This is a genomic window from Streptomyces achromogenes subsp. achromogenes (genome assembly GCF_000720835.1).
Lineage (GTDB): Bacteria > Actinomycetota > Actinomycetes > Streptomycetales > Streptomycetaceae > Streptomyces > Streptomyces achromogenes.
In genome coordinates this window covers 25,132-42,005 of sequence record NZ_JODT01000005.1, presented here as the reverse complement: position 1 = coordinate 42,005, position 16,874 = coordinate 25,132, and the positions used below count along the sequence as shown (strand labels likewise).

The 16,874-nt window shown below is 70.4% G+C and carries 15 protein-coding genes; 11 read left to right on the top strand and 4 right to left on the bottom strand.

Annotation, left to right across the window (positions count from 1 at the left end; genetic code table 11):
* Positions 1–37: 37 nt before the first annotated feature.
* The gene (locus tag IH25_RS0106570; RefSeq protein WP_063755142.1) at positions 38–346 is read left to right on the top strand and encodes a hypothetical protein; all 309 of its coding nucleotides are present in this window, start codon (positions 38–40) and stop codon (positions 344–346) included.
* Here the strand turns inward: IH25_RS0106570 and IH25_RS0106565 are convergent.
* Both IH25_RS0106565 and aceE read right to left on the bottom strand, forming a co-directional pair.
* Positions 343–1,137 carry a potassium channel family protein gene (locus IH25_RS0106565; RefSeq protein WP_051753804.1) on the bottom strand — a complete coding sequence of 265 codons (795 nt, stop codon included), beginning with the start codon at positions 1,135–1,137 and terminating at the stop codon, positions 343–345. The genes IH25_RS0106570 and IH25_RS0106565 overlap by 4 nt on opposite strands.
* Positions 1,138–1,261: 124 nt before the next feature.
* Positions 1,262–4,009 carry a pyruvate dehydrogenase (acetyl-transferring), homodimeric type gene (gene aceE / locus IH25_RS0106560; protein WP_030604495.1) on the bottom strand — a complete coding sequence of 916 codons (2,748 nt, stop codon included), beginning with the start codon at positions 4,007–4,009 and terminating at the stop codon, positions 1,262–1,264.
* A gap of 409 nt (positions 4,010–4,418) precedes the next feature.
* Between aceE and IH25_RS0106555 the strand changes: the two genes are divergently transcribed.
* The 6 genes from IH25_RS0106555 to IH25_RS0106530 all read left to right on the top strand — a co-directional run bounded on the left by IH25_RS0106555 (position 4,419) and on the right by IH25_RS0106530 (position 8,898).
* The gene (locus IH25_RS0106555) at positions 4,419–4,859 is read left to right on the top strand and encodes a DUF3052 domain-containing protein (protein WP_030604493.1); all 441 of its coding nucleotides are present in this window, start codon (positions 4,419–4,421) and stop codon (positions 4,857–4,859) included.
* A 152-nt stretch (positions 4,860–5,011) separates the two neighbouring features.
* Entirely contained in the window at positions 5,012–5,470 is a 459-nt protein-coding gene (locus IH25_RS0106550; RefSeq protein WP_030604490.1) for a peroxiredoxin, read from the top strand.
* A 135-nt stretch (positions 5,471–5,605) separates the two neighbouring features.
* Positions 5,606–6,181 carry a TerD family protein gene (locus IH25_RS0106545; RefSeq protein ID WP_030604488.1) on the top strand — a complete coding sequence of 192 codons (576 nt, stop codon included), beginning with the start codon at positions 5,606–5,608 and terminating at the stop codon, positions 6,179–6,181.
* 102 nt (positions 6,182–6,283) lie between these two features.
* The gene (locus IH25_RS0106540) at positions 6,284–6,862 is read left to right on the top strand and encodes a TerD family protein (RefSeq protein WP_030604486.1); all 579 of its coding nucleotides are present in this window, start codon (positions 6,284–6,286) and stop codon (positions 6,860–6,862) included.
* Positions 6,863–6,938: 76 nt separating this feature from the next.
* Positions 6,939–8,078, top strand: a complete 1,140-nt coding sequence (locus IH25_RS0106535) for a DUF475 domain-containing protein (protein ID WP_030604483.1) — start codon at positions 6,939–6,941, stop codon at positions 8,076–8,078.
* Between the two features lie 88 nt (positions 8,079–8,166).
* Positions 8,167–8,898, top strand: a complete 732-nt coding sequence (locus IH25_RS0106530; RefSeq protein WP_030604480.1) for a TerD family protein — start codon at positions 8,167–8,169, stop codon at positions 8,896–8,898.
* A gap of 22 nt (positions 8,899–8,920) precedes the next feature.
* On the opposite strand, the gene IH25_RS0106525 is transcribed toward IH25_RS0106530, so the two are convergent.
* Positions 8,921–9,619: a TerD family protein gene (locus IH25_RS0106525; RefSeq protein WP_030604477.1), complete on the bottom strand. Its 699-nt coding sequence runs from the start codon at positions 9,617–9,619 to the stop codon at positions 8,921–8,923.
* A 175-nt stretch (positions 9,620–9,794) separates the two neighbouring features.
* On the opposite strand from IH25_RS0106525, the gene IH25_RS0106520 reads away from it, so the two are divergent.
* Genes IH25_RS0106520 through IH25_RS0106510 form a run of 3 tightly spaced genes read left to right on the top strand, consistent with a single transcriptional unit; the run spans position 9,795 to position 14,263 of the window.
* The gene (locus IH25_RS0106520) at positions 9,795–10,961 is read left to right on the top strand and encodes an HpcH/HpaI aldolase/citrate lyase family protein (RefSeq protein ID WP_030604474.1); all 1,167 of its coding nucleotides are present in this window, start codon (positions 9,795–9,797) and stop codon (positions 10,959–10,961) included.
* 27 nt (positions 10,962–10,988) lie between these two features.
* Positions 10,989–13,445, top strand: a complete 2,457-nt coding sequence (locus tag IH25_RS0106515) for a phosphoribosyltransferase (protein WP_030604463.1) — start codon at positions 10,989–10,991, stop codon at positions 13,443–13,445.
* Entirely contained in the window at positions 13,445–14,263 is an 819-nt protein-coding gene (locus IH25_RS0106510; protein WP_030604459.1) for an HAD family hydrolase, read from the top strand. The genes IH25_RS0106515 and IH25_RS0106510 overlap by 1 nt, the downstream gene beginning before the upstream one ends.
* Here the strand turns inward: IH25_RS0106510 and IH25_RS39105 are convergent.
* Positions 14,260–14,472 (bottom strand): FmdB family zinc ribbon protein, encoded by a 213-nt coding sequence (locus IH25_RS39105; RefSeq protein ID WP_037654476.1) that lies wholly within the window; start codon positions 14,470–14,472, stop codon positions 14,260–14,262. The genes IH25_RS0106510 and IH25_RS39105 overlap by 4 nt on opposite strands.
* A 126-nt stretch (positions 14,473–14,598) precedes the next feature.
* On the opposite strand from IH25_RS39105, the gene IH25_RS0106505 reads away from it, so the two are divergent.
* Entirely contained in the window at positions 14,599–16,866 is a 2,268-nt protein-coding gene (locus tag IH25_RS0106505) for a transglycosylase domain-containing protein (RefSeq protein WP_394298418.1), read from the top strand.
* Positions 16,867–16,874: the final 8 nt, after the last annotated feature.

The window sequence follows — 16,874 nt, the reverse complement described above, 5'->3', positions numbered from 1 at the left end:
CCATGAAGCCGAACTGTCCAGATGCCTCAGGGAGTTGATGATGGCTGGCTTCGGGCACGGAACACGCGGGTACCCCCGGTCGCGTGGCCGGACGTGGTCACACACCGGGCCGGACCGCGCGACGCTCGGGATCATCGGCACGATCTGCGCGGTGGCCGGCTTCTTCGCGCTGGGGATCGTCCTCGGTCCCGTCGCGATCTTCTGCGGCTGGCAGTCCATGGGCCGCAGCTGGTCGGGCGAACGCAATGTACCGGCGCTGGTGGCCCTGGTCCTGGGCGCCATCGACACCCTGCTCGCCGCCATAGCCCTCGCGGGCGCGGCGACCTGGGGCAACGGCCTCCTTTAGGAGGCCCGCGGCTCGTTGCCGGGCGCGGGGGAGCTGTTGCCGACCGCACAGCCCTCCGCGCCCCTCCGGGTCTCCGTCAGCCGCGCCACCTCGGCGCGCAGCAGCCGCACCTCCTCGGCCAGCGCGGCGATGGCCTCCGTCTGCCGCCGCTCCTCCACGTCGTCCTTCTCGAAGCGCGAGATGAACCACGCGGCGATGTTCGCGGTGACGACACCGAGCAGGGCGATCCCGGACAGCATCAGCCCGACCGCGATCATCCGCCCGAGCCCCGTGGTCGGCGCGTGATCGCCGTATCCGACGGTCGTCATCGTCGTAAACGACCACCACACCGCGTCACCCAGCGTCCGGATGTTCCCGTGCGGTGACTCGCGTTCCACGGACAGCACGGCCAGCGAGCCGAACATCAGCAGGCCGATCACGGCCCCGACGACATACGTGGTCAGCCGGATCTGCGGAGCCATCCGCGCCCGCCGGCCCACCAGCAGCAGCGTCGAGACCAGCCGCAGCAGCCGCAGCGGTTGCAGCACCGGCAGGATCACCGCGCACAGGTCGAGCCAGTGCCGTCGTACGAACGTCTTGCGGTGCGGGGCGAGCGCCAGCCGGACCAGGTAGTCCAGGGCGAACGCCCCCCACACCACCCACTCGACCCCCGTGCACACGGCCGTCAGGGACCGCCCGGCGGAGGCGTCCACGATGGGCACCGCGTAAGCGACGGCGAAGGCCACCGCCAGCCCCCACAACGGCCGCTCGGTGAACCGCTCCCACCGCGCCTGCGCGGACAGCTGCTCCATGGCGTAATCGTAAAGAAACCGTAAGTACAGCGCCCCGACAGGGGCGCGGGGAACTGCGCGCTCAGCCCACCACTGGCCCGCACCTTCCCCGCAACCCTTTGCAGGCCGAGGCCGAGTGCAACGGCTACGCGTCGCCCCCGGCCGCCCCCGGATCCGCCGCCGAGACGTCCAGCAGCCGGTACCGGTCGATGGCCTGCTTCAGCACGGACCGGTCGACCTTCCCCTCCCGCGCCAGCTCCGTCAGCACCGCCACCACGATCGACTGCGCGTCGATGTGGAAGAAGCGGCGCGCGGCGCCCCGGGTGTCGGCGAAGCCGAACCCGTCGGCGCCCAGGGACTGGTACGGGCCGGGCACCCAGCGTGCGATCTGGTCCGGAACCGATCGCATCCAGTCGGACACGGCCACGAACGGACCCTCGGCGCCACCGAGCTTGCGGGTCACGAACGGCACCCGCTGCTCCTCCTCCGGATGCAGCAGGTTGTGCTGCTCGCAGGCCACGGCCTCGCGGCGCAGCTCGTTCCAGGAGGTCGCCGACCACACGTCCGCCCGGACGTTCCACTCCTCGGCCAGGATCCGCTGCGCCTCCAGGGCCCAGGGGACCGCCACGCCGGACGCCATGATCTGCGCCGGGACGGCGCCGCCGGTGGCCTCGCCGATCCGGTGGATGCCCTTGACGATGCCCTCGACGTCCACGTTCGGCGGCTCGGCGGGGTGCTGGATGGGCTCGTTGTAGACGGTGAGGTAGTAGAAGACGTCCTCGCCGTGCGGGTGCTCGGGCGAGCCGCCGTACATCCGGCGCAGGCCGTCCTGGACGATGTGCGCGATCTCGTAGGCGTACGCCGGGTCGTAGGCCACGCACGCCGGGTTGGTGGAGGCCAGCAGCTGGGAGTGGCCGTCCGCGTGCTGGAGGCCCTCGCCGGTCAGGGTCGTACGGCCGGCGGTCGCGCCCAGGACGAATCCGCGCGCCAGCTGGTCGGCCATCTGCCAGAACTGATCGCCGGTGCGCTGGAAACCGAACATCGAGTAGAAGACGTACACCGGGATCAGCGGCTCGCCGTGCGTGGCGTACGCCGAGCCCGCGGCCATCAGCGAGGCCGTGCAGCCCGCCTCGGAGATGCCGTCGTGCAGCATCTGGCCGGTCGGCGACTCCTTGTACGCCAGCAGCAGCTCGCGGTCCACCGCCTCGTACTGCTGGCCCAGCGGGTTGTAGATCTTCGCGCTCGGGAAGAAGGAGTCCATGCCGAACGTGCGGTACTCGTCCGGCGCGATCAGCACGAACCGCTTGCCGATCTCCTTGTCCCGCATGAGGTCCTTCAGGAGCCGGACGAAGGCCATGGTCGTCGCGATGGACTGCTGGCCCGTGCCCTTCTTCACGGTCGCGTACGCCTTGTCGTCCGGCAGGGCGAGCGGCTCGGAGCGCACGACACGCGTCGGGACGTAACCGCCGAGCGACCGGCGGCGGTCGTGCATGTACTGGATCTCCTCCGAGTCCCGGCCCGGGTGGTAGTACGGCGGCAGGCCCGACTCCAGCTCCTTGTCGGAGATCGGCAGGTGCAGCCGGTCCCGGAAGCGCTTGAGGTCGTCGACCGTCAGCTTCTTCATCTGGTGCGTGGCGTTGCGGCCCTCGAAGTTCGGGCCCAGCGTCCAGCCCTTGACCGTCTTGGCCAGGATGACCGTCGGCTGCCCCTTGTGTTCCTTGGCCGCCTTGAACGCGGCGTAGATCTTGCGGTGGTCGTGTCCGCCGCGGCCCAGGTGCAGGATCTGGTCGTCGGTCATGTTCTCGACCATCGCGCGCAGCCGGTGGTCGTCGCCGAAGAAGTGCTCGCGGATGTAGGCCCCGGACTCGGTGGCGTACGTCTGGAACTGGCCGTCCGGGGTCGTGTTCATCTTGTTGACGAGGATGCCGTCCCGGTCCTGGGCGAGCAGCGGGTCCCAGGAGCGGTCCCAGATCAGCTTGATCACGTTCCAGCCGGCGCCCCGGAAGACCGACTCCAGCTCCTGGATGATCTTGCCGTTGCCGCGCACCGGGCCGTCGAGGCGCTGGAGGTTGCAGTTGACCACGAAGGTCAGGTTGTCCAGGCCCTCCCGGGCGGCCAGGGTGAGCTGGCCGAGCGACTCCGGCTCGTCCATCTCGCCGTCGCCGAGGAACGCCCACACGTGCGAGCGCGAGGTGTCGGCGATGCCGCGCGCCTGCATATAGCGGTTCATCCGCGCCTGGTAGATCGCCGAGAGCGGGCCGAGGCCCATGGAGACCGTCGGGAACTCCCAGAAGTCCGGCATCGAGCGCGGGTGCGGGTAGCTGGACAGGCCGTCCGGGTACTTCGACTTCTCCTGGCGGAAGCCGTCGAGCTGCGCGTCGGTGAGCCGGTCGAGCAGGTAGGCGCGGGCGTAGATGCCGGGGGAGGCGTGGCCCTGGAAGAAGACCTGGTCGCCGCCGTCGCCCTCGTCCTTGCCGCGGAAGAAGTGGTTGAAGCCGACGTCGTAGAGCGAGGCGGAGGAGGCGAAGGTGGCGATGTGGCCGCCGACCCCGATGCCCGGGCGCTGGGCGCGGGAGACCATGACGGCCGCGTTCCAGCGGGTGGCGTTGAGGATCCTGCGCTCGATCTCCTCGTTGCCCGGGAAGAACGGCTCGCTCTTGGTGGGGATCGTGTTCACGTAGTCCGTGCTGCGCATCTCGGGCACGGCCACGCGCCTCTCGCGGGCCCGCTCGATCAGGCGCAGCATGAGATAGCGGGCCCGTTCCCGGCCGCGCTCGTCGACGGCGGCGTCCAGGGAGTCGAGCCACTCCCGGGTCTCTTCGGGATCGAAGTCGGGGACCTGACTCGGAAGGCCGCCAATGATGATCGGATTGCGATCGGATCCGGAAGCCACGCTGTTCCTTACCTGTCGGAGGGCCAGTTCTCGTTAACAGCTGCCTGCACCGTTCCCCATCGTGTACCTGGGGAACGCGTACGTCATCTCCACGTCGTCTCCGCCGGCGCACCACCGGTCAAAACGCAACGATACGCCCGGGGTGTGACGTGCTTGGCAAAATTGTTCGAGCGACGTAACCCAGGATGATTCCGAACGGGGCAAACCGGGCACACCGGCGTGATGTGGGTGGGGGAAAAGCGCGATACGGTGCCAGGAGTTGCGCCGACACGGCCGGGATCGTCACCGTTTCGACGGTCCCGACGGCCGGGTACTTGCGCGATCCGCCCCGCCCGTGTGGACTACGGCCAATGCTTCGCGCACGCGCGTGGCTGAGATACTCAACAAAGACATGATCAGGAGGCAACCCGTGAGCGCGACCGCGGACCACGCGGAGGAGCGGACGAACCCTGCCGTCAGGCTGGGGTTCCAGCCCGGGCAGGTGGTCCAGGAGATCGGCTACGACGACGACGACGTCGATCAGGAGCTCCGCGAGGCCATCGAGGAAGTCACCGGGACTGACCTCGTGGACGAGGACTACGACGATGTGGCCGACGCCGTTGTGCTGTGGTTCCGTGACGACGACGGCGACCTGACGGATGCGCTGGTGGATGCCACCACGTACATCGAAGAAGGCGGCGCCATCCTGCTCTTCACGCCGAAGACCGGCCGTGACGGGTATGTGGAACCGAGTGACATCTCGGAAGCCGCGACGACCGCCGGTCTGACGGCGTCGAAGAGCATCAGCGTCGGCAAGGACTGGAGCGGCTCGCGCCTGGCGACGCCCAAGGCCGCCAAGTCCAAGCGGTGACCGTCTGAGCCGACCGCCGGCCGGGCCGGGCCCTTCCGGCCCGGCCCGGCCGCCGTGTACCCCTCGGTGACCGCTGCGTAGGGTGGACCCGGGCGCCGGTGTGCGCTCATGGTCACTCCCACCCGAACGGCCCACCGAAGGGATGCACGACGATGGCGATCCAGGTCGGCGACAAGGCACCCGACTTCGAGCTCAAGGACAACCACGGCCGGAGCGTGAGGCTCTCGGACTTCCGCGGCGAGAAGAACGTGGTCCTGCTCTTCTACCCCTTCGCCTTCACCGGCGTGTGCACCGGCGAGCTGTGCGAGCTGCGCGACAACCTGCCGAAGTTCACGGACCGCGACACCCAGCTGCTCGCCGTCTCCAACGACTCCATCCACACCCTGCGCGTCTTCGCCGAGCAGGAGGGCCTGGAGTACCCGCTGCTGAGCGACTTCTGGCCGCACGGCAACGTCTCGCGCGCCTACGGCGTCTTCGACGAGGACAAGGGCTGCGCCGTCCGGGGCACCTTCATCATCGACAAGGAGGGCGTCGTGCGGTGGACCGTGGTCAACGGCCTGCCGGACGCCCGTGACCTCGGCGACTACGTGAAGGCGCTCGACACTCTGTGAGCCAGGCGGGCCGACACCCGGGTTTCCCCGGCCCAAGCCGCGCGGGGGGCGGGAACCCGTCACTAGGATCGGCACGTTGATCCCATATCCGAAGCACGACGGGGCTCCCGCCCCTGAACACCACATGGAGGACCCGTGGGAGTCAGCCTCAGCAAGGGCGGCAACGTATCGCTGACGAAGGAGGCCCCGGGCCTGACCGCGGTCATCGTCGGTCTGGGGTGGGACGTGCGGACCACGACCGGCACCGACTTCGACCTCGACGCGAGCGCGCTGCTGCTGAACAACTCCGGCAAGGTCGTCAGCGACCAGCACTTCGTCTTCTTCAACAACCTCAAGAGCCCCGACGGCTCGGTGGAGCACACCGGCGACAACCTCACCGGTGAGGGCGAGGGCGACGACGAGCAGATCAAGGTGAACCTGGCCGGCGTCCCGGCCGACGTCGACAAGATCGTGTTCCCGGTGTCGATCTACGACGCCGAGAACCGCCAGCAGTCCTTCGGCCAGGTCCGCAACGCCTTCATCCGCGTCGTCAACCAGGCCGGCGGGGCGGAGATCGCCCGCTACGACCTGAGCGAGGACGCCTCCACCGAGACCGCCATGGTCTTCGGCGAGCTGTACCGCCACGGCACGGAGTGGAAGTTCCGCGCCATCGGCCAGGGCTACGCCTCCGGGCTGCGCGGCATCGCGCAGGACTTCGGCGTCAACGTCTGATCCCGGCAGCGCAACGACACCCGCAGGGTCCGGCGCCGCACCGTTCACGGGCGGCGCCGGACGCGCGAGAGAACCAGGAAGCACCACCAGGGGAGGACCAGCATGGGCGTCACGCTCGCCAAGGGAGGCAACGTCTCCCTCTCCAAGGCCGCACCGAACCTCACCAACGTCATGATCGGGCTCGGCTGGGACGCGCGCTCCACCACCGGTGCCCCCTTCGACCTGGACGCCAGCGCACTGCTGTGCGGTGCCGGCAACCGGGTGCTCGGTGACGACTGGTTCGTGTTCTACAACCAGCTCACGAGCCCCGACGGCTCGGTGGAGCACACCGGCGACAACCTCACCGGTGAGGGCGACGGCGACGACGAGTCGCTCCTGGTGGACCTCGCCAAGGTCCCGCCGCACTGCGAGAAGATCGTCTTCCCGGTCTCCATCCACCTGGCGGACGAGCGCGGCCAGACCTTCGGCCAGGTCTCCAACGCCTTCATCCGCGTGGTCAACCAGGCCGACGGCCAGGAACTGGCCCGCTACGACCTCAGCGAGGACGCCTCCACCGAAACCGCGATGATCTTCGGCGAGCTGTACCGGCACCAGGGCGAGTGGAAGTTCCGGGCGGTCGGTCAGGGGTACGCGTCGGGCTTGCGGGGCATCGCTCTAGACTTCGGAGTCAACGTTTCGTAAAGCCGCGTACGGCGCGGGGGAGAACTCTCCTCGGAAATACGTCCGGGAGGGGCCTCGACAGATGATGGGGTAGCCAGTGCTTCTCAAAACCTTCGGATGGTCCTTCGCGATCACCGTGCTCGGTCTGATCGCGGCGGCGTTCTACGGGGGCTGGACCGGCTTCGGGGTCGTGGCGATCCTGGCCGTCCTGGAGATCTCGTTGTCCTTCGACAACGCGGTGGTCAACGCCGGGATCCTGAAGAAGATGAGCCCCTTCTGGCAGAAGATCTTCCTCACCGTCGGCGTGCTCATCGCCGTGTTCGGCATGCGGCTGGTCTTCCCGGTGGTCATCGTCGCCATCAGCGCCAAGATGGGACCGATCGAGGCCGTCGACCTCGCGATCAACAACAAGGAACGCTACGAGCAGCTGGTGACCGACGCCCACCCGGCGATCGCCGCGTTCGGTGGCATGTTCCTGCTGATGATCTTCCTCGACTTCATCTTCGAGGACCGGGACATCCAGTGGCTGCGCTGGCTGGAGCGGCCCCTGGCCAAGCTCGGCAAGGTCGACATGCTGTCGGTCTGCATCGCCCTGATCGTCCTGCTGGTCACCGCGTTCACCGTCGCCACCCACGCCCACCAGCACGGCGGCCTCCACGTCGACAAGGCCCAGACGGTGCTGATCTCCGGCATCGCCGGCCTGATCACGTACATGATCGTCGGCGGTCTCTCCGGCTACTTCGAGGACAAGCTGGAGGAAGAGGAGGAGCGCGAGCACGAGGAGGAGGAAGAGGCCGCCCGCAGCGGCAAGAAGAAGCCCGCGATCGTCCTGGCCGGCCAGGCCGCGTTCTTCATGTTCCTCTACCTGGAGGTCCTGGACGCGTCCTTCTCCTTCGACGGTGTGATCGGCGCCTTCGCCGTCACCAACGACATCGTCCTGATGGCCCTGGGCCTCGGCATCGGCGCCATGTACGTCCGTTCGCTGACCGTCTACCTGGTCCGCCAGGGCACCCTGGACGACTACGTCTACCTGGAGCACGGCGCCCACTACGCCATCGGCGCCCTCGCCGTGGTCCTGCTGATCACCATCCAGTACGAGATCCACGAGGTCATCACCGGCTCCATCGGCGTCATCCTGATCCTGGCGTCCTTCCTGTCCTCCGTCCGCCGCAACCGCGCCCTGGCCGCCGCGGGCGAGGGCAGCGGCGCGAAGACCGAGGTCTCCTCCGGGGTGTGACACCCCGGCCGGTGAGGAACGCTTCGAACGGGGCGGCCGACGCGGTCGGCCGCCCCTTCGGTGTCACAACGGGTACCTGGGGGCGGGAATGGGTTTCTTCGACGGACTGCTCGGCGGGCGCGCCGCGGCCTTCGACTCGGGCAACGCGTCCACCAACGCCATCGAGCTGACCAAGCGGCACCCGACGGTGTCCCTGACCAAGCAGGGCGCGGCCACCGGCAACCTGCGCGTCAACCTCACCTGGCGGATGCGGACCTCCGACTTCGGCTCGGGCTCCCGCACCAGCCTGCTGCGCCACCCCTTCAAGGCGCTGAAGCCGCCGGAGATCCTCGGCCACGGCCAGAGCATGGTCAACGTCGACCTCGACCTGGGCTGCCTGTACGAGCTCGCCGACGGCACCAAGGGCGTCGTCCAGCCGCTCGGCGGCTACCTGGGCGACGTCAACGCGCCGCCGTACATCAAGCTCAGCGGCGACGACCGGTTCGGCTCCGGTTCCGGCGAGACGATGTACATCAACCTCGACCACCGCGAGGACATCAGGCGGCTGCTGGTCTTCGTCTACATCTACGACCAGACGCCCGCCTTCGACCGTACCCAGGCCGTCGTCACCCTCTACCCCGGCAACGGCCCCCGCATCGAGATCGGCCTGGACGAACGCCACCCCCAGGCCCGCTCCTGCGCCGTCGTCCTGCTGGAGAACATCAAGGACGAACTGATCGTCCGCCGCGAGGTCAAGTTCGTCTACGGCTTCCAGGGCGAACTGGACCGCCTCTACGGCTGGGGCCTCCAGTGGGGCAGGGGCTACAAGACGAAGGCGTAGGGGCGGCCGGGGCGCGGGCCGCCTACCGCCCGATGAACTGAGGCCCCTGAGGCGGCATCCGGAAGTACCCGTCCCCCGCCGAAGCCGCCGGCACCGGCACCGGCTGCGGATACCCGTACGCCGGCACCTCCGGAGGCAACGGCAGGGCGGACGTCGGCGGCTCCTCGCCCGCCGCCTCGGACTCGTCCACCGAGATGCCGAAGTCCGTCGCGAGCCCCTTCAGCCCGTTGGAGTAGCCCTCGCCCAGCGCCCGGAACTTCCAAGCCTCCCCGCGCCGGTACAGCTCGCCGCAGATCAGCGCCGTCTCGGACCCGGTCTCCGGCTTGATGTCGAACCGGGCCAGCGGCTCGGCGTCGGCGGCCGAGGCGTCGTACAGCAGGATGCACAGCGCCGGCACCTGGTCGAAGGAGACCCCGTCGGCGGAGGCGACCAGCAGTATCCGCGAGATGCCCGGCTCGACCCCCGTCAGATCTGTCCGGATCGCGTCGGTCAGTCCCTCGGCGACCCGCTTCTTGCCCAGCCGCCAGACCTTCCCCGAGGGGTGCCGGGGCTGGTTGTAGAAGACGAAGTCCTCGTCGGAGCGCACCCGGCCGTCGGGTCCGAGCAGCAGCGCCGACACATCCACGTCCGGGACGCCCTGCCCGGGTGTCCAGCGCAGCACGGCGCGTACCGTGGTGGCCTCCAGCGGGACGTTCGACCCCTTCAGCATGGCGTGCGTCATGCGGTCATCCTGCCCTCTCGGTCCTGGTCACGACAATGCGGGGGCCGTGGTGCCGACACGGGGGAGTTACCGGAAATTCATGCCCGTCGGGAACCTCCGCCATGGGTCCCTACGTACTATTACCGGCCACCCTTTACCGAACCCAGAGGTTTGGCCGGAGTCCAAAGGGAGTCCTATGCGTCATTTCGGGCACATTGCCCCCGAGGTGCGAAAGCGCCTCTTCCACCAGGAGCCGTGCGCGTTCACCGCCGACTCCCCGGCCAGGCTGCTCTCCGCGGCCCTGGGCGCCACGCTCTACAGCCCGGCGACCCGGCCCCGGCTCGCGGACGACATCGTCAAGCAGGCGGGCCGGGGCGTGGTCTCGATGGTGCTGTGCCTGGAGGACTCGATCGACGACGCGGACGTGGTGGCGGGCGAGGAGAACCTCGTCCGGCAGTTCGCCGACCTCGCCGCCCGGCCCGGGGCCGAGCCGCCGCTGCTGTTCATCCGGGTGCGCACCCCCGGGCAGATACCGGACCTGGTCCGCCGCCTCGGACCGGCCGGGCGCCTGCTGTCCGGGTTCGTGCTGCCCAAGTTCACCGAGGAACGCGGCATCCCCTTCCTGGAGGCCCTGACGGCGGCGGAGGGCGCCGGCGGCCGGCGGCTGTTCGCCATGCCGGTCCTGGAGTCGCCCGAGCTGCTGTACCGCGAGTCGCGCATGGGGACGCTGGAGGGCATCTTCCGCGCGGTCGACAAGTACCGCGACCGGGTGCTGGCCCTGCGCCTCGGTGTCACCGACTTCTGCTCCTCCTACGGTCTGCGCCGGGCTCCGGACATGACCGCCTACGACGTCCAGATAGTCGCCTCCGTGATCGCGGACGTGGTGAACATGCTCGGCCGGGCCGACGGCACCGGCTTCACCGTCACCGGCCCGGTCTGGGAGTACTTCCGCGCCTCCGAGCGCATGTTCAAGCCGCAGCTGCGGCAGAGCCCCTTCCTCCAGGTGCAGGCCGCCGAGCTGCGCGAGCGGCTGATCGCCCACGCCATGGACGGGCTGCTGCGGGAGATCTCCCTGGACCAGGCCAACGGTCTGCTCGGCAAGACCTGCATCCACCCCTCGCACGTCCTGCCCGTGCACGCGCTCTCCGTGGTCAGTCACGAGGAGTTCAGTGACGCCCAGGACATCCTGCGGCCGGAACGCGGCGGCGGGGGTGTACTGCGGTCGGCCTACACGAACAAGATGAACGAGGTGAAGCCGCACCGCGCCTGGGCCGAGCGGACCCTGCTGCGCGCCGAGGCGTTCGGTGTCGCCCACGAGGACGTCGGCTTCGTGGAACTGCTCGCCGCCGGCATACCCGGCTGAACCTTTCGCCACCTCACCAAGGAACGCATGAAGAACGCAGTGAACGACGGGGTCTGGTCCGGCAGCTGGGTCGCGGAGCGGCTCGGGGTCCGGCTGGTGGGCGACGACGGGCTGCCGGCCCTGCTCGGGCTCGCGCTGCGCCGCAACCCCAAGCGGGCCCACCTGCTCGTCTCCCACGTCCTCGGCAAGCACGTCCCGCAGTCGCCGTCCGTGGTCCACGAGCACGGGCTGGACCTGGGCCGGCGGGTCGCCGCGCTGCTCGGCGCCGAGGCCGCGGACGCGGTCGTCCTCGGGTACGCCGAGACCGCGACCGGGCTGGGGCACTGTGTGGCGGACGGGCTCGGCCGCGTGCCGTACCTGCACTCCACGCGGCGGCCGGTGCGCGGGGTCGCCCCCGCGGGCGGGTTCGAGGAGGCGCACTCCCACGCCACGTCGCATCTGCTGCTGCCCGAGGATCCGGGGCTGCTGTCCGGACGGGGGCCGCTGGTGCTGGTGGACGACGAGTTCTCCACCGGCAACACCGTGCTGAACACCATCCGCGACCTGCACGCGCGGTATCCGCGCGGGCGGTACGTGGTGGTCGCGCTGGTGGACATGCGGTCGGACGAGGACACCGCTCGGCTGGAACGATTCGCCGGGGAGATCGGGGCCCGGGTGGATGTGGTCGCTCTCGCCTCCGGGGGCGTGGAGCTGCCCGAGGGGGTGCTGGAGAAGGGGCAGCGGCTGGTCGCGGAATGCGAGGCGGAGTCGCGCGATGTCCCGCCCCGCGCCCCTCGCGGGGCGCCTCAGCCGGGCCACGTCGTCAAGGTCGACCTGCACTGGCCCCCCGGCCTCCCCGACGGCGGCCGGCACGGGTTCACCCCCGCCCACCGCGCCCGGCTCGAAGCCGCGCTCCCCGCCATGGCCGGCCGGATACGCGCCGCCCTGCCCGCCGGCGCGCGCCGGGTGCTCGTGCTCGGGTCCGAGGAGCTGATGTACGCCCCGCTGCGGCTCGCGCGGGAGCTGGAGGGCGCCGCGGACGTCGAGGTGCGGTTCTCCACCACCACCCGCTCGCCCGTGCTCGCGGTGGACGACCCGGGCTACGCGATCCGTACCCGCCTGGTCTTCCCCGCCCACGACGACCCGGCGGACGGACCCGGCGAGCGCTACGCCTACAACGTGGCCGGCGGCGGCTTCGACGCCGTCGTGGCCGTGGTCGACTCCGTCGCCGACACCCCCGCCCTGCACGCGCCGGACGGCCTGGCGGCCCGGCTCGCCGAACAGGTCCCGCACGTTCTGCTCGCGGTCGTACCGTCGTACGTCCCGCACGTTCCCGAAAGGCCGGCCATGCTGCCCGAGCCCCTGCGCGGTCCCGCGTTCTCCTCCTACGCGCCGGACGAGGTCGGCTGGCTGCTCCAGGACCTGTCCGACGTGGCGCTGGAGGCGCCGACCGAGGAGCGCGAGGAGGCCGTGCAGAGCGGTGGCGCGCACTACGCCGAGTCGCTGCCGGTGGAGTACCAGCCCAGCGAGCGCTACCAGGAGCTGTTCCACACGGCCCTCAAGGCGTCGGCGGCCCGGCTGGCGCAGGCGGTGGGCGTGGTCACCGAGACGGTGATCGGCGAGCGCTCCCCCCGCCCGGTGCTGGTCTCCCTGGCCCGCGCCGGCACCCCGGTGGGCATTCTGATGCGCCGCTGGGCGCGGTTCCGGCACGGGCTGGACCTGCCGCACTACGCCGTGTCCATCGTGCGCGGGCGGGGCATCGACGCCAACGCGCTGCGCTGGCTCGCCGCCCACCACGACCCCCGGGACGTCGTCTTCGTGGACGGCTGGACCGGCAAGGGCGCCATCACCCGGGAACTGGCCCAGGCGCTGGCGGAGTTCGAGGAGAAGGAGGGCGTCACCGGCTTCGACCCGGAGATCGCCGTCCTCGCCGACCCCGGCTCCTGCGTGCGCACGTACGGCACCCGGGACGACTTCCTCATCCCCTCCGCCTGCCTCAACTCCACCGTGTCCGGGCTGGTCTCGCGCACGGTGCTGCGCGCGGACCTGGTCGGCCCGGACGACTACCACGGCGCGAAGTTCTACCGCGAACTGGCGGGCGCGGACGTCTCCGTGGCCTTCCTCGACGCCGTCTCCGCCCGCTTCGAGGAGGTCGCCGGCAGCGTGACGGGCGCGGTCAAGGAACTGCTCGCCACCGACCGCACCCCGACCTGGGCGGGCTGGCGGGCGGTCGAGCGGATCTGCGCGGAGTACGGCATCCACGACGTGAACCTCGTCAAGCCGGGCGTCGGCGAGACCACCCGGGTACTGCTGCGCCGGGTGCCGTGGAAGATCCTGGCCCGCGCGGGCGCCGGCCTCGAACTGGACCACGTACGCCTGCTCGCCGAGCAGCGGGGCGTGCCGGTGGAGGAGGTCGGCGAGCTGCCCTACAGCTGTGTCGGGCTGATCCACCCCAAGTACACACGCGGTGCCACGGGCGCCGACGGAAAGGCGGTGCACGTCTGATGCCGGTGCTGGTGGCGAGCGACCTCGACCGGACGCTGATCTACTCCTCGGCGGCCCTCGCGCTGACCATGCCGGACGCCCGGGCGCCCCGGCTGCTGTGCGTGGAGGTGCACGAGGCCAGGCCGCTGTCCTTCATGACGGAGAGGGCGGCCGGGCTGCTGGCGGACCTCGGCGATGCGGCCGTGTTCGTGCCGACGACGACCCGGACCCGCAAGCAGTACCAGCGCATCAACCTGCCGGGCCCGCCGCCCCGGTACGCGATCTGCGCCAACGGGGGCCATCTGCTGGTCGACGGGGTCACCGACGCCGACTGGCACGCGCGCGTGCTGGCCCGGCTCGCCGACGAGTGCGCGCCGCTGGCGGAGGTCCGCGAGCATCTGCTGCGCTGTGCCGACCCGGTGTGGGTGCGCAAGCACCGGGTCGCCGAGGACCTGTTCGCCTACCTGGTGGTGGAGCGCGAGCTGCTGCCCGAGGACTGGGTGAAGGAACTGGCGGTGTGGGCGGAGGACCGCGGCTGGACCGTCTCGCTCCAGGGCCGCAAGATCTACGCCGTGCCCAAGCCGCTCACCAAGAGCGCGGCCGTCCGCGAGCTCGCCCGCCGCACCGGCGCGGAATCGACCCTGGCCGCCGGCGACTCCCTCCTGGACGCCGACCTCCTCCTGGCGGCCGACCGGGGCTGGCGCCCGGGCCACGGAGAACTGGCGGACACCGGCTGGACGGCCCCTAGGGTCACCGCCCTGCCGGAACGGGGGGTGCTGGCGGGGGAGCGGATCCTGCGCGAGTTCCTGAGAACGGCCAGGTGTCCCGAGCTCGGCTAACCGCAGCACCCTCCACCGCAGCACCCGCCGCCCCCGCCGCCCCGCGGAGCAGGCGCGCCGGCGACGCCGCCCACGGCAACCGTGGACAAAAGCTTCACCGTGTCGTCGTGCCCCGCGGGGCACGTCGCGGGGTCGGCGGACTGTGCCATCGGGCGGTTGAGTTCGAACGTGTCGCCGCAGCTCCGGCAGCGGTACTCGTAACGAGGCATGGGCCCAGGTTAGCCGTCACGGGGGTGCCGGGGGCAGGTCAATGTTTCATGAGTGTTGCCATCTGTGCGGCATATGTGCGGGGCATTCGAAAACGTTACTGATAATTTGTGAACGCCGTGGCGAGGATGCTCAGCTCACCCGCGCGAGCGAGACCGAGTGCGGAGGGAGACGCAGGCGTGACCGATGCGTCGCAGGGGGAGGACGGCCCCGTGGGGGGTGGCCGTGGCGGGAGGCCGCCCGCGGCCGACGAGACGCTGCATCTGAGAGTCGACGCCCTCCGGGCGGACGAGACGATGCAGCTGCGTGCCCCCACGCCGTCCGGGCAGCCCGCCCCGTCCAAGGAGCCCACGCCGGCCGGCGGCCGGGCCGACCGCCGACGCGACGCGCGCTCCGCCGACCGCAAGCGCCGGGGCGGCCGCCTGCTCGGCCCGCTCGCCCCGTACGCGCGCCGGATAGCCCCCTACGCGCGCCGCCTGAAGCCCGTCTATCCGCGCCCCGGCCGCACCGGCTGGCGCCGCTGGATACCCTCCTGGCGCCAGTGGATCGGCGGCCTCCTGGCCTCGTTCGGCATGCTCGGCGCCTTCCTGGTCACCGCGTACGCGATGACGGACATACCGAGCGACATCAACGCGTACGCCACCCAGCAGGACAACGTCTACTTCTGGTCCGACGGCACGCCCATGGCCCGTACGGGCTGGGTGCAGCGGCAGGCGATGCCGCTGGAGGACATCCCGCAGGACGTGCGCTGGGCGGTGCTCGCGGCGGAGAACGAGAGCTTCTACTCGGACCCGGGCATATCCCTCAAAGGCATCAGCCGGGCGCTGTTCCGCACGGTGGGCGAGGGGGACACCGAGGGCGGATCCACCATTACCCAGCAGTATGTGAAAAACGTTTACCTGACTCAGAACCAGACGGTCAGCCGTAAATTCACCGAGGCGATGATCGCCCTCAAGCTCGACAACAAGATGAGCAAGGACGAGATCCTGGAGGGTTATCTCAACACCAGCTGGTTCGGCCGCGGCACCTACGGCATCCAGCGCGCCGCCCAGGCCTACTACGGCAAGGACGTCGACAAGCTCGACGTCTCCGAGGCGGCGATGCTCGCCTCGCTGCTCAAGGGCGCCGGTCTGTACGACCCCACGCTCGGCAAGGCCAACCACGCGCGGGCGGTGGAGCGGTGGTCCTGGATCCTGGACCGGATGGTCAAGATCGGCAAGCTGTCGAAGCAGGAGCGCGCCAAGTACACGACGTTCCCCGAGCCGCTGAAGACCAACCCGCTGTACGACACCGGCGAGCAGAGCGACTACCTGGTGGAGCTGGCGTCGAGTTACGCCAAGAAGGCCGCGCACCTGACGGACAAGCAGTTCGACCTGGGCGGCTACCAGATCTACACCACCTTCGACCGCAAGCGGGAGAAGGCCCTCACCGACGCCGTCACCAAGGCCCGCGAGAAGGCGCGGGACGACACCCCGAAGGCGGCGCGGGACGGCCACTACGGCGCCGCCTCGGTGGCCGCGGACGGCAGGATCCTCGCCGTCTACGGCGGCCCGGACCACCGCAAGCAGGGCTACAACGAGTCCAACGCCACCACGGTCCCGGCCGGCACCGCCTTCCTGCCGTTCGTCTACGCCGCCGGACTCGAACACGGTGTGCACAAGACGCGCAGCGGCCCCGCCACCCCCGTCGGCCCGGACAGCGTCTACGACGGCGACGACGGCGTGCCCGTCACCACCCCCGAGGGGCCGTACTGGGACCGCAGCGGCAAGAAGGTCGCCGCGCACAACGACGGCGGGACGTCGTACGGGAAGATCACCCTGCGCGAGGCGCTCGCCAAGTCGGTGAACACCCCGTTCATGCAGCTCGGCATGGACACCGGACTGGACAAGGTGCGCGACACCGCCGTGGCCTCCGGGCTGCTGCGCTCCAGCATGGGCCCCCAGGTGCCCGGGCTGTCGCTGGGCACCTCCACGCCCAGCGCGATCCGGATGGCGAACGGCTACGCCACCTTCGCCGCCGGCGGCAACCACACCGAGCCGTACTCGGTGGTCCGGATCACCCGCAACGGCGCCCCGGTCGCGCTGAACACCCCGCGCCCGAAGCGGGCGGTCGGCGCGACGGTGGCCGAGCAGGTCACCGAGGCGCTCGCCGACTCCTTCCGCACCGCCCACCCCGACGCGGCGGCCGGCCGGTCCGGGGTGTCGGGGAAGGCCGGCGGCACCGACAAGGACACCGCCGCCTGGTACGTCGGCACGGCCGACTCCGTGTCCACCGCGATCGTCGTCTACCGGATCGACCTGGCCAAGTCCCTGGAGCCACTGCCGCTCCAGGGCCTGGCCGGGCCCGCCCACAGCGTCCCGTACGCCCTCTGGTCGGCCGCGACGGGCCTCGGCTGAGCAGGGAA

Bases quoted from the DNA above. Each gene is read 5' to 3' on its own strand.
- IH25_RS0106540 (WP_030604486.1), top strand. From the start codon at position 6,284: ATGGGCGTCACGCTCGCCAAGGGAGGCAACGTCTCCCTCTCCAAGGCC.
- IH25_RS0106565 (WP_051753804.1), bottom strand. From the start codon at position 1,137: ATGGAGCAGCTGTCCGCGCAGGCGCGGTGGGAGCGGTTCACCGAGCGG.
- IH25_RS0106510 (WP_030604459.1), top strand. From the start codon at position 13,445: ATGCCGGTGCTGGTGGCGAGCGACCTCGACCGGACGCTGATCTACTCC.
- IH25_RS0106520 (WP_030604474.1), top strand. From the start codon at position 9,795: ATGCGTCATTTCGGGCACATTGCCCCCGAGGTGCGAAAGCGCCTCTTC.
- IH25_RS0106530 (WP_030604480.1), top strand. From the start codon at position 8,167: ATGGGTTTCTTCGACGGACTGCTCGGCGGGCGCGCCGCGGCCTTCGAC.
- IH25_RS0106505 (WP_394298418.1), top strand. From the start codon at position 14,599: ATGCTCAGCTCACCCGCGCGAGCGAGACCGAGTGCGGAGGGAGACGCA.
- IH25_RS0106525 (WP_030604477.1), bottom strand. From the start codon at position 9,619: ATGACGCACGCCATGCTGAAGGGGTCGAACGTCCCGCTGGAGGCCACC.
- IH25_RS0106550 (WP_030604490.1), top strand. From the start codon at position 5,012: ATGGCGATCCAGGTCGGCGACAAGGCACCCGACTTCGAGCTCAAGGAC.
- IH25_RS0106515 (WP_030604463.1), top strand. From the start codon at position 10,989: ATGAAGAACGCAGTGAACGACGGGGTCTGGTCCGGCAGCTGGGTCGCG.
- IH25_RS0106570 (WP_063755142.1), top strand. From the start codon at position 38: ATGATGGCTGGCTTCGGGCACGGAACACGCGGGTACCCCCGGTCGCGT.
- IH25_RS39105 (WP_037654476.1), bottom strand. From the start codon at position 14,472: ATGCCTCGTTACGAGTACCGCTGCCGGAGCTGCGGCGACACGTTCGAA.